We start from the raw sequence: 21796 nt of genomic DNA on the forward strand, positions 1-21796 counted from the left end.
CGACGTGTCGCGCACTTGCTTCCATTGCGGTGAGGCCATTCCGCGCGGCGTTGAGCTCGGCGCGCGCGTGAACGGCACCACTCAGCCGGTCTGCTGCATCGGCTGCCAGGCTGCGGCCGAATGGATCGCTACGCTCGGCCTCGGCGACTACTACCGGCTGCGCAACATGCCCGCCGAACGCGCGGTCGAAGCCGCCGATTATTCCGCGTGGGATCGGCCGCAGCTGCAACGCCTGTACGTCCACAATAGCGCCGATGGCAGCGCGGAGGTATGTGTGCTCGTCGAAGGCCTGCGCTGCGCCGCATGCTCGTGGCTCATCGACCGGGCGTTGCGTGACTTGAGCGGCGTTCGCGCGGTCGAGGTGAATCCGGGCGCGCGCCGCGTGCGCATCGTCTGGACGCGCGACGACATCACCTTGAGCGCGATCCTGCATCGCCTCGCGCAACTGGGTTACGTCCCGCATCCGTGCAACGCGCAAGCACTCGATGCGTTGGATCAGCGCGAAGCGCGCACCGCGCTGAAGCGCCTCGTCGTCGCCGGGCTCGGCATGATGCAGGCGATGATGTACGCGGTGACGCTGTACGCCGGCGCCTTCGAAGGTATCGATCCGTCGACGCGCGATTTCTTCCGTTGGATCGGCCTGCTCGTCACTACGCCGGTCGTGGTCTACGCAGCGCAGCCGTTCTTCGCCGGCGCCTGGCGCGAGCTGCGCGCCCGCTCGCTCGGCATGGACACGACGATTGCACTCGCCATCGCGCTGATCTATCTCGCCAGCCTCTACGAAACCGTGACCGGTGGCGCCGAGGTCTACTTCGATTCGGCGAGCATGTTCGTCTTTCTCCTGCTCGGTGGCCGCTATCTGGAAATGCGCGCACGCCGGCGTGCGGCCGACGTGGTCGACGCCCTCGCGCGCCTGCAGCCTGCGCTGGCACTGCGTCGCCGCACGGACGGCGCGCTGGAAACCGTCGGTGTGCACGAACTCGAAGCGGGCGATGTCGTCGTCGTCGCCGAGGGTGCGGCGATGCCGGCCGACGGCACGCTGCTCGGCAAGGCCTGCGAGGTCGACGAATCCCTGCTCACCGGCGAGTCCACACCACGCACGCGTCGGCGCGGCGAAGCGCTGATCGCCGGCAGCGTGGTCCGCTCCGGGCCGGTCGAAATGCGCGTCGCCCATGTCGGCGCGGACACGGTGCTGTCTTCGATCGTGCGGCTGATCGAACGTGCGCAGAGCGAACGCCCGCATGCCGCAGTGCTCGGCGATCGCATCGCCGCGCGCTTCGTCGGCGGCGTGCTTGCGTTGACCGCGCTCACCGCGGCAGCATGGTTTTACGTCGATCCGTCGCGCACCTTTGCCGCTTCGCTTGCGGTGCTCGTCGTCGCCTGCCCATGCGCGTTTGCGCTGTCCGTGCCGGTCACCTACCTGCGCGCGGCTTCGGCACTGGCCCGCATCGGCGTGCTGATGCCTAAGTCCGACGCGCTCGAAAAGCTCGCCCGCGTCGATCGCGTCGTCTTCGACAAGACCGGCACGCTCACGCGCGATCGCCTCGAACTCGTCGGCGTCGAAGTCGCCGCGGGGCGTTCGATCAACGAATGCCTGCGCATCGCCGCCGCGCTCGAGTTTGGCAGCACCCATCCGTTCGCGGCGGCGATTCGCGAAGCCGTGTCGACGGAGCGATCGATCCCGGAAGCCGAATCGCTGCGAACGGTCGCCGGTGCCGGCATCGAAGGCCGCATCGCCGGGCAGCGCTATCGCATCGGCCGCGCCGACTTCGCCCTGGCGCTGTCGGCAGGGACGACCGACGACGATAACGTCGTCGTGCTCGCCGACGAGCGCGGCTCGCTCGCGCACCTGCGCGTGCGCGAAACCTTGCGCGAGGAGGCCGCGGCCGCGATCGCCGCGCTGCGTGAGCAAGGGCTCGAAGTAGCCATGCTGAGCGGCGACAGCGACGCGCGCGCCCGCGGCATCGCGGTGCGCCTCGACATCACCGACTTCCGCGCACGCGCAACGCCCGAGGCCAAGCTGCACGCACTGGAACGCTGGCGCCAAGGCGGCAGTGTCGTGGCGATGGTTGGTGACGGCATCAACGATGCGCCCGTGTTGGCCGGCGCGGATATCGCGATCGCGCTCGGCGGCGGCACGCAGCTCGCGCAGTCGAGCGCCGATCTCGTGCTCGCCTCCGATCGTCTCGATGCCATACCCGCAGCCCGTTTGCTCGCGCTGACGACGCTGCGCGTGCTCAGGCAGAACCTCTACTGGGCGGTCGCCTACAACTTCGCCGGCATTCCGCTCGCCGCGTTCGGGCTCGTGCCGCCGTGGCTCGCCGCGATCGGCATGTCGGCCAGTTCGCTGTTCGTCGTGCTCAATTCGCTGCGCATCGCGCCGCCAAGTTGTTCCGCGGAACGCGTCCAAGCGAGTGCGCCGCCTCTCGCCGGAGCGGTCCCCGCATGAACATCATCCTCGTGCTGATTCCGCTGAGTCTGATCCTGCTAGCCGCGGGCATCTGGGCATTCTTCTGGGGCGTCAACCACGCCCAGTTCGATGATCTCGACACGCCGGCGCTCATCCCGCTTGCGGATGATCCGCCCGCAGTCGCCGCACGACGCGAAGGCGACGTCCCGCCGTGACTTCGCCGTTCACCATCGTCGGTGCGTTCGCCTTCGGCCTGATCGCGAGCGGCCATTGCCTGCTCATGTGCGGCGGCATCGCTGGCGCGCTCGGCGCGGTGACGACACGGCGCACCGACGCAGGCACACCGTGGCTCCTCCTCTCGGGTTATCAACTCGGCCGCATCACGAGCTATGCCGTCGCCGGCGTCCTCATCGGCAGCATCGGCGCCGGCATCGTCCAATTCGTCGATCAGGAATCGGTGCGCATCGCGCTGCGCTGGCTCACCGCACTCGTCTTCGCCGCATTGGCGCTCAACCTGTTGCGCAGCGGCCGCGGCTTCGACTTCGCGCTGGGCCACTCGATCTGGGCGCGGCTCGCGCCGTTCGCGCGGCGCTTCGTACCGGTGCGCACGCTACCGCGCGCATTCGCCCTCGGCGCGCTGTGGGGCTGGATGCCGTGCGGCCTCGTCTATTCGGTGCTGATCGTCGCCGCGCTCGGTGCCAATCCGCTGCAGAGCGGGGCAATCATGCTCGCGTTCGGCCTCGGCACGGTGCCCGCCGTGCTCGCGGGCGCATTCGGCGCGCAGCGCGCGATGCGCTGGCTCGGGCAGCCGCGGCTGCGCACCGGTGTCGCCGGGCTGTTCTTCGCCTTCGCCGTCCTCACCGCGAGCGGGCCGTGGATTGCCGCGCACGGCATGGCGGCAGCGGCGCGTTGGCTGCCGTTCGACTGCACGATGCGCTGAGCACGCAGCGCGCGGAAATTTGATCTGGATCAGTGCCTGGTGGACGGACTTTGCGCACGATCCACGCATGACCACGCCCATGTCATCCGCCATTCCGCAGTTCGACGCCGAACTGATCGCCCGTCACGATGTCGCCGGACCGCGCTACACCTCGTATCCGACCGCGCCGCAATTCCATGTCGGCTTCGACGAATTGGCGTTCCGTGCCGTTGCATGCGCATCGAACGAAGATCCGATTCCGCGCCGCCTCTCGCTCTACGTGCACGTACCGTTCTGCGCGAGTCCGTGCTTCTACTGCGGCTGCACGCGCGTGATCACGCGTGATCACGGCAAGGCCGAGATCTACCTCGACCATCTGTATCGCGAGATCGAACTCGTCGCGCCACTGTTCGACCGCGATCGCCCGCTGGTGCAGCTGCACTTCGGCGGCGGCACGCCGAATTTCCTAGATGACATGCAGATGAGCGAGCTGCTCGAATCGCTGGCGCGGCAGTTCTCCTTCAGCCGCGACGCCGATCGCGAATTCGGCATAGAACTCGACCCGCGCTGGTGCGGACCGGACTACGTGCGCATGCTCGCCACCCATGGCTTCAACCGCATTTCCGTCGGCATCCAGGATTTCGACCGTACGGTGCAGGCCGCGATCAATCGCATCCAGTCCGTGGAAGAAACCCGTGCAGTGCTCGACGCGGCGCGCGCGAGCGGCTTTCGTTCGACCAGCGTCGATCTGATCTACGGCCTGCCAAAGCAGACCGTCGCAAATTTCCGCCGCACGCTCGAACAAGTGATCGAGCTGGCGCCCGACCGGGTCGCGACCTATGCCTACGCACACCTGCCCGATCGCTTCAAGGCGCAGCGCCGAATTAATGCCGCCGACCTGCCGAGCGCCGCGCAGCGCCTCGAACTGCTCGGACTCACGGTCGAAATGCTGACCGCCGCAGGCTATCGCTACATCGGCATGGACCACTTCGCCCGCCCCAATGACGACCTCGCGCGCGCGCAGGAAGCCGGCACGCTGCAGCGCAATTTCCAGGGCTATTCCACGCACGGCGACTGCGACCTGATCGGCCTCGGCGTCAGCGCGATCTCGCACGTCGGCGCCACGTTCAGTCAGAACGAGCGCGAACTGCGCGACTACTACGCCGCGCTCGAAGAGGGGCGCCTGCCAATCGTGCGCGGCATAGAACTCGATGATGACGACGCGCTGCGCGCCGACGTGATCCAACAGCTGATGTGTCAAGGTCGTCTCGACATTGCTTCGGTCGAAGCGCGCCATCGCATCGACTTCACCAACTATTTCGGTGTCGAACTCGAACGTCTGCGCATCGCGGCCAACGACGGTTTGGTCGAAATCACGCCGGAGAACCTTGCCGTCACGCCGCGCGGTCGTTTCCTGCTGCGCAATATCGCCATGTGCTTCGACGCTTACCTGCATGCGCCCGCTGCCGTGGCGGCGAGGTATTCACGCGCGCTGTAGCGCTGCGGCCGCTGCGGCGGGATGTCGCAGGTCGATGCGTTTTTGATCTGCCGCAAAAAGCGTCCGGCGTGCGCGAATCACACTGGGCCATCCCAACCAGAAAGGAAACGCCATGAAGCTTCTCGTCTCTGCGATCGCCCTCGCTCTCGTCGTGTCTGCTCCGCTCGTCCATGCGCAGGATCCGGATTGGATCGTCAAGGTCGGCGTGCATACGGTCGATCCGAAATCGGACAACGGCACGCTGGCCGGTGGCACGCTGAAGAGCGACGTCGGTTCCGACGTCAAGCCGACGATCACGGCCGAATACCTGCTGGCGCCCGAATGGGGCGTCGAAATACTCGCCTCGCTGCCGTGGAAACACGACGTCAAGCTCAACGGCGTCCTCGCGGCGACGACCAAGCAATTGCCGCCGACGGTTAGCGTGCAATACCACTTCAATCCGACCGGCAAGGTTTCGCCGTTCGTCGGCCTCGGTCTCAACTACACGATATTCTTCAGCGAACACACGACGGGGCCCTTGGCGGGCACCAAGCTGAGCCTCGACAACTCTCTCGGTATCGCCGCGCACGGCGGCATCGATTTCCGCATCGACGAGCGCTGGCTCGTCACGCTCGACGCGCGCTGGATCAAGATCGGCACCGACGCCAAGGTCAACGGTACCAAGGTCGGCACGGTAAACATCGATCCGTTCGCCTACGGCATCGCCGTCGGCTACCGGTTCTAAGCGGAGAGACGACGATGGACGCATACGAGCAGGCGAACGAGCATCCGATCATCAGCACGGATGTGGTCATCGTCGGCGCAGGCCCGGTGGGGCTGTTTCAGGTGTTCGAACTCGGCCTGCTCGGCCTGCAGGCGCACGTCGTCGACAGCATGGCGCAGCTCGGCGGCCAATGCATCGAGTTGTATCCCGACAAGCCCATCTACGACATTCCGGCGATTCCGGTATGCACCTCGAAGGAACTGGTCGACCGGCTGGTCGAACAGATCAAGCCGTTCGCGCCGCAATTCCATCTCGGCGAAGAAGTTACCGAGATGGAGCGCACGCCGTCGGGTCGCTTCCACGTGCGTACGAGCGCCGGTACGCGATTCGATGCCGGCGCCGTGATCATCGCCGCCGGCGTCGGCGCATTCCGCCCGCGCCGGCTGCGCGTGCCCGGTGCGGAGCGGCTCGAAGGCGAAACCCTGCACTACAAGGTGACCGATCCGAGCCTGTTTGCCGACAAGGACATCGTCATTGCCGGCGCCGGTGATTCGGCACTGGACTGGGCGCTCGAACTGCACGACAAGGTGCGCAGCCTCGTGCTCGTGCACCGCTCGCAGTCGTTCCGTGCCGCGCCGAGCAAAGTGCGGCAGATGGAGCGCCTGTGCGAGGAAATGAAGATGCAGTTCCTCGAAGGCGACATCACCGGGCTCGAAGCCGACGGCAAAGCCCTGTCCTCGATCCTCGTGCGCTCGGCCAGCGGCCTGACCAACCGCGTCGATGCGCAGCACCTGCTCGTGTTCTGGGGGCTGCATCCCAACCTCGGCCCGATCGCCACGTGGGGGCTGAACCTGGACAAGAACCAGATCGAGACGGATACCGCGACGTTCGCCACGAACGTGCCCGGCGTGTTCGCGGTCGGCGACATCAACACCTATCCGGGCAAGAAAAAGCTCATCCTGAGCGGCTTCCACGAGGCCGCGCTCGCCGCGTTCGGCGTGCGCGAATACCTGTCGCCCGGCGAGAAGGTCCACCTGCAATACACGACGACGAGCCCGATCATGCACAAGCGGCTCGGCGTCGCCGCCACATTGGCCGCATAGTTCACGGCATCGCGGCAGGCCGGCGCCGCACCGCGTCGGTACACACGAGCTTTGCTAGAATCGCGCCGTTACCACACGGCGCGCATATTTCATGGTTTCGACGGTGCCCGCTTCGCCTGAGTCTTTGCCGCATCTGCTTGTCGTGGACGACGAAGGCGAGATCGCCGATTCGATCGTGCGCTATTTCGGCAGATACGGCTTCCGCGTCAGCACTGCCGGCGATGGCGCGGCGATGCGCGAGGTCGTGCAAAGCGACACGGTCGACGTGATCCTGCTCGACCTCGGCTTGCCGCGCGAAGACGGCTTCGCGCTGACCCGCTGGCTGCGCGAACGCTGGCGCGGCGCGATCATCATCGTCACCGGGCGCGGCGAGTCGGTGGACCGGGTCGTCGGCCTCGAGCTCGGCGCCGACGACTATGTGACCAAGCCTTTCGATCTGCGCGAACTGCTGGCTCGCGTGCGCAGCGTATTGCGGCGAACCACGGCCGCCCCTGCGCCATCGACCATGTCCTCCGGCTACGCGTTCCCCGGTTTTCGGCTCGATCTCGACCGGCGTAGGCTCACCGGAGCCAACGGAACCGAGGTGCCGCTGACTTCGGGCGAATTCGACCTGCTTTGCGTGCTTGTCCGCCATCCGAACCGTGTGCTTTCGCGCGACGCGATCATGGACGAGATGCACGGCCGCACGAGCGGACCGTTCGATCGTGCGATCGACGTGCAAATCGGCCGCCTGCGGCGCAAAATCGAGGCCGACTCGTCCAACCCGCAGCTGATCAAATCGGTGCGCAACGCGGGTTACTTGTTCGCGGCACGAGTGGACCGCGCTTAGTCACTCCAGGGGACCGTCATGTATCGGGAATTGTTCGAGATATCTCCCGACGCGATGATCGCGGTGGACGCGAACAGCTGCATCGTGCGCGCGAACGCGCAGGCCGAGCGCCTGTTCGGCTACAGCGAAACGCAGCTGCTCGGCAGTGGCATCGAAATGCTGATTCCCGCACGGGCGCGCAACAAACACCAGGCGCATGTTGCGGGCTACACAGCGAACCCTCGCGTGCGCTCAATGGGCACCGGGCAAGAACTCGTTGGACTGCGCCGCGACGGCAGCGAATTTCCGGTCGAGATCGCGCTCAGCCCGATGACCACGCCGGAGGGACGCATCGTCGTCGCCGCGATTCGCGATATCTCCGAAACGCAGCGCGCGCGGCAGGCGTTGGCACGCGCGCGCTACGACAAGGTCATGGCCCAGGTCGGCCAGCTCTTTCTCACCTCGCCCAATCTCGACGATGCCATCGCGCGTATTCCTGCGCTGGTGGTCGAGGCGCTCGGCGTCGAGGCTGCCGCGATCGTGTTCAAACTGCCGCTACGCGAACGCCTGCAGGTGCGCGCCTCGTTTGGCCTCGACACGCATACGCTGTCTTCGGTGATCGATCTGTTGAATCCCGGACTGCTCGACAGCCTCGCCGCCACCGATCAAACGATTTCACCCGCCCACGGCGAAGTGCTGCGCGAGGCGGGATTTGTCTCGAGCGTTGTGATTCCGTTGCCGGACCCGCGCGCGCCGGCCTCGGCGCTACTGGCGATGGCGCGCGAGCCGCGTCATTTCGATCACGATGCGCTGCATTTCCTGCACACGATCGCGACCACCCTTGCGGCTACCTTGCAGCGTATCCGCACCGAGGAACAGCTCTCGCACGCGCAACGGCTCGAAGCGGTCGGCCAGCTCACCGGCGGCATCGCGCACGATTTCAACAATCTGCTCACCGTGGTCTCGGCGAACCTGCAGATTCTCGAAGACGATCTCGCCGGCCGGCCCGAGCAGCTCGAGACGATCGCCATCGCTCTGCGTGCGGTCGGTCGCGGCGCCGAGCTGACGCGTAAGCTGCTCGCGTTCGCCCGACGCCAGCAACTCTCTCCGCGCGCCTGCGACTCGAAGGAACTGCTCGAAGACGTCGGCGGTCTGCTCCGGCGCGCGTTGGGCGAAGCGATCGATTTACATATCGTCTGTCCGGCGGACATGCCGCACGTGTTCGTCGATCCAGGCCAACTCGACGCGGCGCTAGTCAACCTTGCGATCAACGCGCGCGACGCCATGCCGCGCGGCGGCCGTCTGCACATCAGCGCGCGCGTCGGTGCGATCGAGTCTGGCGATGCGACCGGCGACGCCAAGCCGGGCCAATATATCGTCGTTGCCGTGCGCGATACCGGCTTCGGCATGACTCCCGACGTGCTCGCGCGCGCGCTCGAGCCGTTCTTCACTACCAAAGGGCAAGGCAAGGGTTCAGGTCTGGGCCTGTCGATGGTGTACGGCTTCGTCACCCAGTCGGGCGGCCATTTGAATATCGAAAGCCGGCTCGGCTACGGCACCAATGTGGAGCTCTACCTTCCGGTGATCGCCGCGGAAGCCGAAGCGCTGGACAAGCGCGCCGTGGCGCCCGCGAACGCGCACGGCCACGAAACCATTCTCGTCGTCGAAGACGATGCCGACGTGCGCCGTGCCGCGCTCGCCATCCTGCGTTCGCTCGGCTATACGACGCTGCCGTGTGTCGACGCCGATGAGGCATTGCGGACGATTCCGCTGCATTCGGAGATCGCGCTGGTGTTTTCCGACATCATGCTCGGCAGCGGCATGAGCGGTGTCGAACTGGCCGAAGAGATCCGTGTGCGCTGGCCGAGGTTGCCGATTCTGCTTACCTCGGGCGACGAGCGCTCCTTGCAGAGCAGCGAAGCCTTCGACCTGTTGCGCAAGCCCTATCGTCGCGAAGAGTTGTCGGTCGCAATCCGCCGCCAACTCGATCCGAACTGACGGCGTCGAACTTTACGCTGCTTTGTCCTCGCAATGGATGACGCCGTCCAGCGCCGCCATATCGAGGATACGGATCTCGCGCCATTGCACGTCGATGCAGCCTTGGCCAGCCAGTCGCGTCAACGCACGTGTGACCGTCTCGTGCTTGAGCGCGAGGAAGCTGCCGATATCGGCGCGGCCCATGCGCAGCACGAAATGGCGCGGACTGAAGCCGAGCGCTTCGTGGCGCGAGGCCAAGTCGAGAAGAAACGCGGCAACGCGTTGTTCCGCGCTGAGCGAGTTCAGCGCGAGCTTCCACGACCGGTCGCTGCGGATCTCCGCGGCCAGGGCCCAGGTGAGGCGCTCCTGCAGTTCGGGCATCTGCGCGCAGGCGCGAAGTATCGCCGGGTAGGGCAGCTCCCACACGCCGCTCGTTTCGAGCGCGACGACGTCGCATTCGTGGGTCGCCGCGCCGATCGATTCGATGCCGACAAGGTCGCCGCGCATGCGAAATCCGGTGACCTGCTCGCGGCCGTCTTCGGCGACCAGGCAGGTCTTGAGAAAACCGACATTGACCAGATAGAGCGCGTTGAACGGCTGCCCGGCGCGATACAGATACTGCCCCGCCGTGAGCTTGCGCTGGACAACGTTCACGTACTTGCTTAGCACCTCGATATCGATCGGCGCCGCAACCGCTTGCGCCGCCGTCAATGTCGCACGCCGCGCTTTCGTGGGGAGTATCGAGATTTCTGCGACAGGGCTCATGACTGACTCCGGTATGGGGCAACGCAAAAAGGCTGTTGCAGGGAAAAGTATTGCCAACCGGAAACTGGCCAATGTCTTAAGTACGACAACATGTAACAGTGTGTAACAGCCGAGCCCACCAATCGGGCTTTGCAGTCCCTGCGCACGCCTTGCCCTTTGCCGCTTAAACTCACGTTTCGGACCAACCTAGTCAAGCCGGCCACTATGCAGCCCAGCGATTGCCACAACTTCCACGACTTTCGCCGCATGGCGCGCCGCAAACTGCCCGGCCCGATCTTCAACTACATCGACGGTGCGGCTGACGACGAGGTGACTTACCGGCGCAATACGGCCAGTTTCGAGCGCTGCGATCTGGTGCCGAATGTTCTGCGTGGCGTGGAGAACGTCGATCTGTCGGTCACGGTGATGGGGCAGAAACTCGCGTTGCCCGTGTACTGTTCGCCGACCGCATTGCAACGTCTGTTCCACCATCAAGGCGAGCGCGCCGTCGCTGCCGCATCGGACAAATACGCCACGATGTTCGGCGTCTCCTCGCTCGGCACGGTGAGCCTGGAAGAGGTGCGCAAGCTGAGCAGCGCGCCGCAGATCTACCAATTCTATTTCCACAAGGATCGCAGCCTCAATCGCGCGATGATGGAGCGCGCCAAGACCGCGGGCGTTGAGGTGATGATGCTGACCGTCGACAGCATCACCGGCGGCAACCGCGAACGCGACAAGCGCACCGGTTTCTCGATTCCATTCAAGCTGACTCTCGCCGGCATGCTGCAGTTTGCGATGAAGCCGGCGTGGGGACTCAACTATCTCACTCACGAGCCCTTCAGGCTGCCGCAACTCGATGAGCATGTCGACATGGGCGGCGGCACCATGTCGATCAGCAAGTATTTCAGCGAGATGCTCGATCCCTCGATGAACTGGGATGACGTGGCACAAATGGTCGAACAATGGTCCGGCCAGTTCTGCCTCAAGGGCATCATGTCGGTGGCCGATGCCAAGCGCGCGGCCGATATCGGTTGTACCGGCATCGTGCTGTCGAATCACGGCGGCCGTCAGCTCGACGGCTCGCGCACGGCGTTCGATCAGCTGGCCGAAATCGTCGATGCGGTCGGTGATCGCATCGACGTGCTCATGGATGGCGGCGTGCAGCGTGGCACGCATGTGCTCAAAGCGCTCTCGCTCGGAGCCAAGGCCGTGGGCCTCGGACGTTATTACCTATTTCCCCTCGCCGCTGCGGGCCAAGCCGGAGTCGAACGCGCGCTCGAGCTGATGCGCATCGAAATCGAACGCGACATGCGATTGATGGGATGCTCGTCGGTGCAGCAACTGTCGCGCGCGAACCTGCGTTTTCGATGAGCCCGTTGGATTTCCTTCGGCGCAGGACGCTTCGTCGCTTCAATTCCCGGAAAGTGACACTTCGCCACGCCGGTCGAAGGCGTGGCATCGTTCACGCGAACGTCAACGCATGGATCGGCGGCAGATGCGCCGGCAGGGCCTGCCAGTTGTCGCCCTGGTCCGCGCTGGTCCACAGATTGCCCGTGGTCGAACCGAAGGCGAGATGTTCGCCGTTCGCGTCGATGGCGAGGCCGTGGCGATAGACGAGATCGTAGGCGTCCTGCTGCGGCAGACCGTTGCGGCAGACTTCGAAGCTCGCGCCGCCGTCGCGCGTGCGCGCAACGACGAGGCGGCCGTCGACCGGCACGCGGCGCTCGTCCTTGATTGCGGGCACGAACCACGCGGTCGCCGGATCTTTCGGATGCACGGCGACGGCGAAACCGAACACTGACGGCTGCACATTGGCGACCTCGCTCCAGCTGCGTGCGCCGTCGACGCTGCGGAATACGCCGTTATGGTGTTGCACCCAAAGATGATCCGGGGCGGCCGCGCATTGCACCATCTGATGCACGTCCTGGATCAGCGGATCCTCGCGCCGCTCGGGCGGCATGTAGGTGGCGAACATGCCTGTCGCCGTCACGTTCCAGCTCGCGCCGGAATCGCGGCTCTCCCAGACGCCGCCGCTCGAGATGGCGATGCGCAGCGTGCGCGCGTCGCGCGGGTCGACGCAGATCGAGTGGATGCCGGGCGCGTCGTAGCCGCCGCCGAACCACTGCATGCGCTCGGGGCGATCCCAGAGCCCGCGCTGCAGTTCCCAGTGTTCGCCGCGATCGTTCGAGCGGAACAGGCCGCCCGGAATCGTGCCGGCCCAGATCCTGCCGGGTTCGTTCGCGCCGCCGCTGGCGAATGACCACAATTGCATCAGCGTCGCCGGTTTCGGCGGCTTGCCGTCAGCGGACGCGATCACGTCGTCGGACGCATAGGCCGGGACGGCGACTTCGGTCCAGGTCTTGCCCGCATCGTCCGAGCGCTGCAGCTTCGCGCCGAAATGGCCGAGATTTAGCGCGGCATACCAGCTGCCGTCGCGCGCATCGACATGGGCGAGGGTAACGTTGTCGCCGAGGAACGCATGGCGTTCGATGCGCCAATCATGTCCGTTGCGCGTGAGCGTGAACAGGCCCTTGCGCGTGGATGCGAGCAGTTGTTGGCTCATGTCAGCCTCCCGAAAGTGCCTGCAAGATGTATATTTCTGTACTTTTTGCAACGGGGATGTCGAGCCGATGCTTGTCGGCGATCGCCGTGCCGTCGATGAAGATCGCGACATGGTGGCGCACGCCGCCGTGTTCGTCGAGCACGTAGCCGCGCAGTTTCGGATGGTGAGAAAACACCGCATCGAGCGCCGCGGCGAGCGTGTCGCCGGCTGCGTCGAGAGCGATCTCGCCGGGTCCCGCGGCCGCGGGATCGAGCCAGCGCGTCAGTGCCGAGGCGAGCACCACCCTGGGCATGGCATCTCCGGTCTGCGGCCGTCGTGAGCCGCGTGCGGGCGCAAGCCTAACGCAGCGCGCGGCTGAGCGCGAATCTCGAAGTTGCTGGAATTGCGCGTCGGTCGGATCAGGTTCCAGAGTGGATCCGCGTCTTCACGAGCCCAAGAGCGTGTGACTTCAGGGTTGCCTGTTCTTTGCACAAGAACCAGACCGGCTCTACCGACTGGCGTTGGATGTGCCACAAACCTTTCTGGAGGCGGCGTTCCCGCGCACAGCGTGGTACGTACGCGAAAACCCCCTCAGTGAAGATTCGCCCCGCGCGCATGCGGGGCGAGCTCAGGGCGGACGGGGAGCGGGTGAGCCCGTCATTTCGACGCGAATGCGGTCAGGTGCTGCTCGTCGTAGGTGCGTGCGAAGTCGTCGTAGCGGCGCGTGACGTTATCGTACGAAATGCTGTTGTACAGAAGGGAGGTCGTCGCGGCGCCGAAGAGCATGCGGATTTCGCCCATCGTGAAATTTCGGCGGATTTCCCTGTGGAAGGCCGCGCACTCGATGGCGGAATTCGGCGGGGTGCAGTCGAGCGTGTAGCCATTGCGCGGAGCCCCGGCGGACGAACGTTCCGAATGCACTGCGACCGACGGAAGGGATGATTGCGGATCGGCTTGGGCGAAGCCGGCTGCAGTGGAAAGGGCGATTGCGATGAGTAGATGGGTTTTCATGACATGGCCTCGAAGGGATGGGTGGGCAGAAACCTGCTCAAGCGCGGATGCGACTTCCTCACGCCCGCATCGGCTCGCTTGAGCCGTGGCGTTTGCACTGAAACTGCCGAAGTCTTCCGTTTTCGACCTGTCAGTGCGGGATTCGGCGCGTGATTACAGCCTTGTTGCCGAATGGAAAAATGCGCGCGCAGCCATACGAGACGCCGCGGGTGCTCAGCTTCCCGAGCGCACGGCCACGCTCTGGCCGGCGCTCAGGCGCTCGGCGCCGCGCACGACGAGACGATCGCCGACGTTGAGCGCGCCGCGCACCTCGACCAGCTCGCCGCTGCTCGTGCCCAGGGTGACGACGACCTGCTCGGCCTTGTTGTCGCCCGATACGCGCATGACGTAGGTGCGGTCCGTGCGCCGCACGAGCGCGTCGCGCGGCACGGTCAGCGCTGCGTTCGCGGCTTCGGCGGTCTCCGGCAGGGCGACTTCGACCGCACTGCCGACAAGGGCGAACGCGGGATCGACACCGACGCGCAGTTCGAACTGGCGCGCGCGCTCGTCGCCGACCGGCACGACCGCACGCACGATCGCGTCCTGCTCGGCGGGACCTTTGCGCATGCCGACCTGCATGCCGGGGCGGATCTTGTCGGCGAGCGCGAGCGGCGCCTGCACGCGCGCCTCGATGTGTTCGGTGTCGACGAAGTGGACGATGTTCGCGCCGATCTGCAGGTATTCGCCGCGCTGGGCGAAACGCTCGGTGACGATGCCCGAGAACGGCGCGCGCACGTCGGCCTGGGCGATGTCGTACTCGACTTGGCGCAGTTGGGCGCGTGCACGTGCGGCGGTCTGGCCGTCGGTTTCCAAGTTCGCGCGCGCCTCGTCGAGCTGCGAGCGCGCGATCGCGCTGCTCGCCTCGAGCTTGCTCAGGCGATCGAGCTGGGTCTTCGACAGCGCCTGCTTGGCCTCGGTGCGGCGCAGCTCGGCGAGTAGTTCCTCGCGGCGCAGGCGCAGCGCCTGGTCGTCGAGCTTGGCCAGGCGCTCGCCGGCCTTGACCCGCGTGCCGACTTCGGCGACGAAATCAAGTCGCCCGGCCTCGGCGCTCGCGATCTTGGCGTCGTCGCGGCTGACCACGCTGCCGGGCACCCAGCGCAGCGGCGCGAGCTTCGACGCAGTGGCCTGGCCGACTTCGACGATCGCGGGCGGCGTGCTTGCGGTTTGCGCTTGCGCGATGCCGCAAAGTATAGAAAGTGCAAAAGTTTCGAATTTCCGGTTCATGGGTTCACCTGAGACGAAAGTCTCTTTTTAACGCGGATAAGAGCGGATAAAGGCGGATTGACGCAGATAAGATGAAAGCATTTTTTTCGTCTTCATCCGCTTTTGTCGGATTTGATCCGCTCTTATCCGCGTTAAGAAACATTTTTCAAGCAGCCTCCGCATCGACTAACCGTGGCCGTTTGCCGCGCGGCGGCGCGAGCGCGACGCGCTTGCGTTCGCCGGCGAAGAACAGCTGCATCAGGCTCGGCAGCAGTAGCAGCGAGAAGATCAAACTGACCACGACGCCGCCGACGTTGACCGCGGCGAGGCCGCGGTAGATCACGCTGCCGGGGCCAGGATTGACCGCCATCGGCAGCGCGCCGAGCGCGCCGGTCAGGGTCGAGGCGAGGATCGCGCGCAGGCGCTGGTTAAGCGACATGCGGATCGCGTCGGACAGGTTCGCGCCGTTGGCCTGCGCGTGGCGAGTCAGGTCGACGAGCAGGATGGCATGGTTGACGACGACGCCGACCATCATGATGAAGCCGATCATCGACAGCAGGTCGAGCGGCTGGAACGCGAACAGGCCGAGCACGCGCAGGCCGAGCATGCCGCCGATCAGCGCGAGCGGTACGGTGAGCACGACGATGACCGCATGACGCAGCGACTTGAACATCGCCGCCATGAGCAGGCCGAGCACAAACAGCGCAAGCAGGAAGTTCTTGCCGATCGTGCCGACGATGCGCTCGAGGCGGTCGGCGCTGCCGGCGAGGCGGATCGTGCCGTCCGGCAGTTGCTTGCGCAGCGTCGGCAGCACCTCTTTGTCGATCGTCGCGAGCGCATCTTCGAGCGCGAGCGTCGCCGGCGGGTCCATCGTCAGCGTCACCGTGCGCCGATGGTCGAGGCGGCGGATCTGCGAGGGGCCGAGCGCGGTGTCGAGATGCACCATCTCGCCGACTGTCATCACTTTGCCGTTCGGCGCGACGACGGGCGTCTGCGCGAGCTCTTCGGGCGTCTGCCCGGCGCTCGCCCGCAGGATCACCGGCACGCGCTGCTCGCCGTCGAAGTATTCGCCGAGCCAGGCGCCGTCGCCGAGCGTGCGCACGATGTCGCCGAGCGTGGCGCGGTCCCAGCCGGCCTCGGCGATGCGGCGGTCGTCGGGCGCCGCGCGCAGTTCGAGTTGCGCTGCATCGGTCGGCGGGAACGCCTGCACGTTGGCACCCTTGAATTTCGCTTCGAGCAGCTGGCGGCCGGTCTCGGCGACCTTGTACAGCTTGGCCGGATCGTCGCCCTGCAGATGGATCGACACTGCGCGTGCCGACCCGCCGAAGCCGCCGAACAGATCGCCTTCCTGGGTGAACGCGCGTGTGTCGGGGAAGCCGACCGTGATCTCGTCGCGCACGATGCGCTCGAGGTCGCCGATCCGGTTCTCGTCGACCACGCGCGCGCCGATCGTGCCGCCGCCGGGGAAGAGCAGCACGTACCAGTTTTTCAGTTGCGGCTGTTTCGTGCCGTCCATGTACGGCTTCATGCGCGCGAGGATGGTCGGCACGATCTCGCGGTCGATCACCTCGGGCGGCATGCCGGGCGGGAAATTGAAGAACGTGTCGATCGCCGCGCGCTTGACCGGCGGCAGATAGTCGAGGCGCGGCATGAACGCGAACGTCGCCGCGAGCGGCAGCACGAGCAGAGCGAACACCCAGCCGATCTGCTTGGGCCGCGTGTCGGTCCAGGCCATGATCTTGTCGGTCAGCCACGGCCAGCCGTCGCCGTAGCCGGATTTGAGCTTCTTCGCCTTGAGCCAACCCGCCGCCGCGGGCAGCGCGGTGATCGCCACGATGACCGAGATCGCAACGGCAATGGAGATCGTCAGCGCGAGGTCGGAGAAGATCTGACCCTCGACGTCGCGCAGGAACACGACCGGCAGGAACACCGCGACCGTCGTGATCGTCGAGGCGATGAGTGCGCCGACCACCTGGCGTGTGCCGGTGAGCGCGGCTTCGTGCGGCGTGATGCCGGCCTCCTTCAGACGCAGGATGTTGCCGGAGACGACGATTGCGCCTTCGACCACCATGCCGACCGCGAACGCGAGCCCGGCGAGCGAGATCACGTTGAGGCTGTGCCCGCTCAGATGCAGTGCGGTGAACGTCGCGAGCAGGCAGATCGGGATCGTCGCCGCGATCAAGACGGTTGCGCGGATGTCGCGCATGAACCACCACACGCAGAACAGCGAAAGCAGCGCGCCGACGATGAGGTTCTCGCTGAGCAGGTGCACCGCGCGGTTGATGAACAGTGAGGAGTCGAACGACTGCTCGATGCCGAGGCCCTTGTCCTTGAGCGCGCCTTCGCGCAGCTCGGCGACGACCTTCTTCACTTCGGTCAGCGTCTGCAGCACGTTGGCGCCGCTGACCTTGTCGACCTGCAGTCCGATCGCCGGATTGCCGTTCTGGTAGGCGTAGAACTGGCGCCGCGGCGGGCGCACCTCGATCGTGGCGACGTCGCTCAGATGCACGGTCTTGTCCGCGCGCGTCGACAGCACGAGCGCGCCGAGCTGCTCCGGCTTGTAGCGCCCGGTATAGCGCAACTGGTACTGCTGGCGGCCGACGTCGACCTGGCCGCCGGAGACGTCCGCCGCGGCGGCTGCGCGCGCGGCGATGTCGGGTATCGACACGCCGAGGCTCGCCGCCTTGGCCATGTCCACGGTGATGCGCACCTCGTCCGGCGGTCCCGCGTTGACGATCACCTGGGCGACGCCGGGCACCGCCTCGATACGCGGCTTGACCGTGTTCTCGATGAAGTGGCGGTACTGTTCCATCGGTCCCAGCGTGCCCGGCAGCAACTGCACGAAGAACCAGCTCAATGTATTGTTCGCGCCGCCGTTGTTGCCGCCCATCTGCACGACCGGGCGGTCGGCATCTTTCGGAATCGAGCGCACGCGGTTGATCCGCCCGATCACCTCGACCAGCGCGTTCTTCATGTCCGTGCCGATAGCGAAGGTCAGGTTGATGTTGCTGCCGCCCGCGGCGGCGTTGCCGTCGAGTTCCTCGAGGCCAGGCAGGCCCTGCAGCACCTGTTCCTGCGGCTCGAGCAGTTCGGCCTCGACTTCCTCGGGCGACGCCGCGCGCCAGTTCGTCTGGATCGAAATCTGCGGCCGGTCGATGTCGGGGAATAGCTGTAGCGGCAGTTCGCGCAGGCTCAGCAGGCCAAGCAGGGCAATCAACAGCACCGCCATGCCGACCGCAATCGGATTCTTCAGCGAGGCTTCGATGATCTTCATGGGCCGCTCCCTTTCGTGCCTGGCGAGCATGGCGCGCGCCTCGGGGAATGAGATGTGGCAATCGTCATGAAGGTTGCATCGTCTGCGACGAAGCGTTGCTCGCTTGCGGTGAGGCGTTGTCTGCTTGTGCTCGCCGACTCGTCGCACTGGCTCTGCTCTTAGTCGTTATTCCTGAGCAGGCGGGAATCCAGTTCTTGTTTGTTTGGTTTCAGGGGCAAAGGCTTCCACTCGCCCTGCGGGCGAGCGTCTTACTTTCTCTGCTCGTGCAGAGAAAGTAAGCAAAGAGACACGCCCCAGAGCATTGCGCCCGACGCGCATCCTGCGCGCCGGGTTCGCGTCAGCGGCCGGGTTCCGTTGACTGCACATCCCTGTCCAGACAACGGAAGCGGCGCGATCCATCGCGCCGCCCCTGCGGGCGTTTCCACCCGCTGCCGCCGCAATGCAATGGGGCCCGGAGAAGCCAGAGCAGCGCGCTCCTGCGCGCAGAAGCGATAGCGGAGAAGCTCGCACTCTGTTGCTCGATCTTGGGTCCCCGTTTGCCGCGGCGAGGGCAGATCGGAAATGCCTGTAAAGGTCGCGCGCACGATGCGCGCGAGTTCGTTGCACGCACAGGGAGGTGCGTTCAACGAACCCCGGCCTGACCCTCGCGCACCGCCGCAGGCGGCGCGGCATCCGGGGTGTGTTCTCTTTGGTTACTTTCTCTTGCACAAGCAAGAGAAAGTGACCCGCTCGTGGGAAGCGAGCGGAAAGCCGAATGGATGCGCCATCAGATGTTGAAAGAGCGGGCCGCATGGCATCCATGCAGTCTGGCTTCGGCAATCCCTGCCGGAAAGACGAGCAACAAGCCCACCTCAGGTAAGCAATTTCACTTTGTCGCGATAACTGCGCGACAGCTTCAACTCATGCCCCGAATCGAGCACGAGGAAATACTCGCCATTGAGGTGCGGGCGCATCTCCCTGACCCGGGCGAGGTTGACGATGCTCGAGCGGTGCACACGCGCGAAGCGGCGCGGGTCAAGGCGACGCTCGAGTTGCTGCATCGTGCCGCGCAGCACGTGAGTGTCGTCGCCGGCGTGGATGCACATGTAGTCGCCGGCAGCGTCGATCCAGCGGATCGTTTCGATGTCGATGCGCAGCAGGCGGTGGCCGTCCTTGACCGTGAGTTTGCTGGTTGCGGGCAGCTCCGCATCGTCGGCGAGATGCGCGTCGAGCTTCGACTTCGCGCCTTCCGGCAGGGTTGCGATCAGCTTGAGCAGGCGCTCGTAGTGGTCTTCGGTCTTGCGCGCGCCGAGGCGCGCGCGTGCGCGCTCGATCGACTCGTCGAGGCGCGCGTCGTCGACCGGCTTGAGCAGGTAGTCGAGCGCGCTCGCGGCGAACGCGGCGAGCGCGTATTGGTCATAGGCGGTGACGAACACAGTCAGTGGGATCTGCGTCGCCGGCAGCGCACGCAGCAGTTCGAAGCCGTCGATGCCGGGCATCTGCACGTCGAGGAACATGAGCTGCGGGCGCAGCGTGGAAATGGCGTGGAAGGCCTGGCGGCCGTTGCCGGCCTCGGCGACGATCTCGATGTCGGCGTGGCGACGCAGGCGCAATTCCAGCCCTCTGCGCGCCAGCGGTTCGTCGTCAACGATCAGAGTGCGGATCGGTGTCATCTCAGACGGTTCCCTGCGCGATTTCGAACGGCAGGCGGATATGCGCGTCGACGCCGTGCGGCTCGCGGTTGCCGATTTCGAAATGCTGGCGTTCACCGTAAAGCACACGCAGGCGCTCGCGCGAGTTGGCGAGGCCGACACGCGCATGTCCGTTCGGCACGAGCTCGACCTCGGCGAAGCCCGGGCCGTCATCGCGCAGATGCAGGTCGAGCATGTCGTTGTCGCGGCGTGCCACGAGTTCGATGCGGCCGCCTTCTTCGCGTTTGGACACGGCATACTTGATCGCATTTTCGATCAGCGGTTGCAGGATCAGGCTCGGCACCAGTGCCGTGCGCGTTGCCGGCTCGATGTCCATCGCGACGGCGAGGCGCTCGCCGAAGCGCAGTTGCTCGATGCCGAGGTAGAGGTTGAGCGCGTCGATTTCCTGCGCGAGCGGCACGCGCTGCTCGGGGTCGGAATCGAGCGAATGACGCAGGAACGACGACAGGCTGCCGACCATGCGATAGGCGGTGTCGCGCTTGTCGTCGAGCACGAGCGTCGAAATCGCGTTAAGCGTGTTGAACAGGAAATGTGGATTGAGCTGGTAGCGCAGCATCTTCAGTTGCGCCGTGTGCGCGGCATTCTGTGCGCGTAGCGCGGCTTCCTTCTGCTCGGTCAGCTGACGCGCGAACTTGATGCCGAAGTACAGCCCGCTCCAGGACAGGAACACGTAGAACATCGACAGGAAATACCACATGTAGCTGAGCGGATTGTGCGACATGCAGTCGTCGCAGAAATGCAGGGCGAATTTGACGCAGACGTAGATGAGTGCCTGCACCAGCGTCGCGGCAACCAGCAGCGCTGCGGCGAGGCCGGCCATGCGCGGCGGCGGCAGCGACCACACGCGGCGGTAGCCGAGCCGCAGCAGGCTGGTGACCACAAAACCGGCGATCGCGACGCTCAGCGAGACCCAGACGTAGCGCGGTTCGGTGCCTTCGCCGATCACCGCGGTGGCATTGAGGATGAAATAGGCCGTCCAGCCCGCGATTTGCAGTGGCCAGAAGGACGGCTTGCCCGGTGTCGGAAAGGGTTTGGCGATGATCGTTGCGTTCACTCGGCGCACGCTCGCGTCTGCAGGGCGCACACTATGAACCGATCTGCATCCGGTTTGAAGTGACGCGCGAAGAAACGGCGGGGCGGGCCGAGGTAATTTTGCGCCGAAGCGAGGTTATTCCGCGCCGAATCGTTGGCCGACGAAAACGTAGTAGGGCACGCGCACCAACGGCAGATACGGCACCGCGGCGCGATGCTCCGAGAGTTGGTGTTGCGCCAGGAGTTCACACAGCAAGGTGAGATGTGCGGGATCGAGGCGCACGCCATCGTGGCCGAACCAGCGCGGCCAGAATCGGCGCGTGAACGCGTTGTGGCGCACGAGGCCCGCGGCCGGACGCGCCGCGGAAGTATAAAAATCCACCACGCCGAGCAGGCCGCCGGGCTTGAGCATCGCGAGCGCGTTGGCGAGCGCGGCGCGCCAGTCGGGGATCATCGTCAGCGAATAGGAGAAGTAGACACAGTCCACCGGAGTGTCGGGTTGCCAGGTCGTTGCGTCGGCTTCGATCATGCGCACCTGCGGATGGCGCGCGATGCGCGCGCGTGCGCGATCGAGCAGGGCGGGGCAGAGGTCGACGAGGTCGAAGCTCGCGACGTCGTGCAGCCGCTCGCCGAAGAAGTCGAGATTGCGTCCGGTGCCGCCGCCGAGCTCGACGATGCGCGCCTGCGGCGGCAGTTGCGCGACGAGGCGCGCGATCAGCTGCTCGCGACCGCGCAACAGGCGTTCGCGGAAGCGGTCGTAGTCATCCGCCTGCGCGCTATAGAAACCCTGCAGATTTTCCGCATGCGAACCGCCCTGCGGTATGCCGCGCAGCATCGCGCGC

18 protein-coding genes are annotated in these 21796 nt (G+C 65.6%); 9 read left to right on the forward strand and 9 right to left on the reverse strand.

Annotation, left to right across the window (positions count from 1 at the left end; translation table 11 throughout):
* Positions 1-4: 4 nt before the first annotated feature.
* The 8 genes from F455_RS20385 to F455_RS21985 all read left to right on the forward strand — a co-directional run bounded on the left by F455_RS20385 (position 5) and on the right by F455_RS21985 (position 9439).
* Positions 5-2449 (forward strand): heavy metal translocating P-type ATPase, encoded by a 2445-nt coding sequence (locus F455_RS20385; RefSeq protein WP_018973062.1) that lies wholly within the window; start codon positions 5-7, stop codon positions 2447-2449.
* Positions 2446-2625, forward strand: a complete 180-nt coding sequence (ccoS, locus tag F455_RS0109540; RefSeq protein ID WP_018973063.1) for a cbb3-type cytochrome oxidase assembly protein CcoS — start codon at positions 2446-2448, stop codon at positions 2623-2625. Before F455_RS20385 ends, ccoS begins: the two co-directional genes overlap by 4 nt.
* A complete protein-coding gene (locus tag F455_RS20390; RefSeq protein ID WP_018973064.1) occupies positions 2622-3350 on the forward strand; it encodes a sulfite exporter TauE/SafE family protein in 729 nt (242 codons plus the stop codon). Before ccoS ends, F455_RS20390 begins: the two co-directional genes overlap by 4 nt.
* Before the next feature lie 79 nt (positions 3351-3429).
* Positions 3430-4827 (forward strand): oxygen-independent coproporphyrinogen III oxidase, encoded by a 1398-nt coding sequence (gene hemN / locus F455_RS0109550; protein ID WP_018973065.1) that lies wholly within the window; start codon positions 3430-3432, stop codon positions 4825-4827.
* 112 nt (positions 4828-4939) lie between these two features.
* Complete coding sequence (locus tag F455_RS0109555; protein WP_018973066.1) at positions 4940-5551, forward strand: OmpW/AlkL family protein; 612 nt, start codon at positions 4940-4942, stop codon at positions 5549-5551.
* A gap of 14 nt (positions 5552-5565) precedes the next feature.
* Positions 5566-6633: an NAD(P)/FAD-dependent oxidoreductase gene (locus F455_RS0109560; protein WP_018973067.1), complete on the forward strand. Its 1068-nt coding sequence runs from the start codon at positions 5566-5568 to the stop codon at positions 6631-6633.
* Between the two features lie 142 nt (positions 6634-6775).
* The gene (locus F455_RS0109565) at positions 6776-7462 is read left to right on the forward strand and encodes a response regulator (protein ID WP_245539961.1); all 687 of its coding nucleotides are present in this window, start codon (positions 6776-6778) and stop codon (positions 7460-7462) included.
* Positions 7463-7480: 18 nt separating this feature from the next.
* Positions 7481-9439, forward strand: a complete 1959-nt coding sequence (locus tag F455_RS21985) for a PAS domain S-box protein (RefSeq protein ID WP_083918860.1) — start codon at positions 7481-7483, stop codon at positions 9437-9439.
* Between the two features lie 12 nt (positions 9440-9451).
* On the opposite strand, the gene F455_RS0109575 is transcribed toward F455_RS21985, so the two are convergent.
* A complete protein-coding gene (locus tag F455_RS0109575; RefSeq protein ID WP_083918861.1) occupies positions 9452-10183 on the reverse strand; it encodes a cyclic nucleotide-binding domain-containing protein in 732 nt (243 codons plus the stop codon).
* A 246-nt stretch (positions 10184-10429) separates the two neighbouring features.
* Between F455_RS0109575 and F455_RS0109580 the strand changes: the two genes are divergently transcribed.
* The gene (locus F455_RS0109580) at positions 10430-11533 is read left to right on the forward strand and encodes an alpha-hydroxy acid oxidase (RefSeq protein WP_018973071.1); all 1104 of its coding nucleotides are present in this window, start codon (positions 10430-10432) and stop codon (positions 11531-11533) included.
* Between the two features lie 91 nt (positions 11534-11624).
* Here the strand turns inward: F455_RS0109580 and F455_RS0109585 are convergent, their stop codons facing one another.
* The 8 genes from F455_RS0109585 to F455_RS0109625 form a co-directional block, all read right to left on the reverse strand.
* Positions 11625-12725: a WD40/YVTN/BNR-like repeat-containing protein gene (locus F455_RS0109585; protein WP_018973072.1), complete on the reverse strand. Its 1101-nt coding sequence runs from the start codon at positions 12723-12725 to the stop codon at positions 11625-11627.
* A gap of 1 nt (position 12726) precedes the next feature.
* Entirely contained in the window at positions 12727-13017 is a 291-nt protein-coding gene (locus F455_RS0109590; protein WP_026293243.1) for a MoaD/ThiS family protein, read from the reverse strand.
* Positions 13018-13361: 344 nt separating this feature from the next.
* Positions 13362-13715 (reverse strand): hypothetical protein, encoded by a 354-nt coding sequence (locus F455_RS0109595; protein WP_018973074.1) that lies wholly within the window; start codon positions 13713-13715, stop codon positions 13362-13364.
* 213 nt (positions 13716-13928) lie between these two features.
* Entirely contained in the window at positions 13929-14978 is a 1050-nt protein-coding gene (locus tag F455_RS0109600; protein ID WP_018973075.1) for an efflux RND transporter periplasmic adaptor subunit, read from the reverse strand.
* 145 nt (positions 14979-15123) lie between these two features.
* Positions 15124-18231 (reverse strand): efflux RND transporter permease subunit, encoded by a 3108-nt coding sequence (locus F455_RS0109605; protein WP_018973076.1) that lies wholly within the window; start codon positions 18229-18231, stop codon positions 15124-15126.
* 851 nt (positions 18232-19082) lie between these two features.
* Positions 19083-19883: a LytR/AlgR family response regulator transcription factor gene (locus tag F455_RS0109615; RefSeq protein WP_018973078.1), complete on the reverse strand. Its 801-nt coding sequence runs from the start codon at positions 19881-19883 to the stop codon at positions 19083-19085.
* A 1-nt stretch (position 19884) separates the two neighbouring features.
* Complete coding sequence (locus F455_RS20400) at positions 19885-20976, reverse strand: sensor histidine kinase (protein ID WP_033409685.1); 1092 nt, start codon at positions 20974-20976, stop codon at positions 19885-19887.
* Between the two features lie 114 nt (positions 20977-21090).
* On the reverse strand, positions 21091-21789 hold the full coding sequence (locus tag F455_RS0109625; RefSeq protein ID WP_211212294.1) for a class I SAM-dependent methyltransferase: 699 nt from the start codon (positions 21787-21789) through the stop codon (positions 21091-21093).
* Between the last annotated feature and the right edge of the window lie 7 nt (positions 21790-21796).

Source organism: Rudaea cellulosilytica DSM 22992 (assembly GCF_000378125.1).
Classification (GTDB): Bacteria; Pseudomonadota; Gammaproteobacteria; order Xanthomonadales; family Rhodanobacteraceae; genus Rudaea; species Rudaea cellulosilytica.

Excerpts from the sequence above, each read along its gene's own strand:
- F455_RS0109625 (WP_211212294.1), bottom strand. The coding sequence starts at position 21,789 with ATGCTGCGCGGCATACCGCAGGGCGGTTCGCATGCGGAAAATCTGCAG.
- F455_RS0109585 (WP_018973072.1), bottom strand. The coding sequence starts at position 12,725 with ATGAGCCAACAACTGCTCGCATCCACGCGCAAGGGCCTGTTCACGCTC.
- F455_RS0109590 (WP_026293243.1), bottom strand. The coding sequence starts at position 13,017 with ATGCCCAGGGTGGTGCTCGCCTCGGCACTGACGCGCTGGCTCGATCCC.
- F455_RS0109575 (WP_083918861.1), bottom strand. The coding sequence starts at position 10,183 with ATGAGCCCTGTCGCAGAAATCTCGATACTCCCCACGAAAGCGCGGCGT.
- F455_RS0109605 (WP_018973076.1), bottom strand. The coding sequence starts at position 18,231 with ATGAAGATCATCGAAGCCTCGCTGAAGAATCCGATTGCGGTCGGCATG.
- F455_RS0109560 (WP_018973067.1), top strand. The coding sequence starts at position 5,566 with ATGGACGCATACGAGCAGGCGAACGAGCATCCGATCATCAGCACGGAT.
- F455_RS0109600 (WP_018973075.1), bottom strand. The coding sequence starts at position 14,978 with ATGAACCGGAAATTCGAAACTTTTGCACTTTCTATACTTTGCGGCATC.
- ccoS (WP_018973063.1), top strand. The coding sequence starts at position 2,446 with ATGAACATCATCCTCGTGCTGATTCCGCTGAGTCTGATCCTGCTAGCC.
- F455_RS0109555 (WP_018973066.1), top strand. The coding sequence starts at position 4,940 with ATGAAGCTTCTCGTCTCTGCGATCGCCCTCGCTCTCGTCGTGTCTGCT.
- hemN (WP_018973065.1), top strand. The coding sequence starts at position 3,430 with ATGTCATCCGCCATTCCGCAGTTCGACGCCGAACTGATCGCCCGTCAC.
- F455_RS21985 (WP_083918860.1), top strand. The coding sequence starts at position 7,481 with ATGTATCGGGAATTGTTCGAGATATCTCCCGACGCGATGATCGCGGTG.
- F455_RS0109615 (WP_018973078.1), bottom strand. The coding sequence starts at position 19,883 with ATGACACCGATCCGCACTCTGATCGTTGACGACGAACCGCTGGCGCGC.
- F455_RS0109580 (WP_018973071.1), top strand. The coding sequence starts at position 10,430 with ATGGCGCGCCGCAAACTGCCCGGCCCGATCTTCAACTACATCGACGGT.
- F455_RS0109595 (WP_018973074.1), bottom strand. The coding sequence starts at position 13,715 with ATGAAAACCCATCTACTCATCGCAATCGCCCTTTCCACTGCAGCCGGC.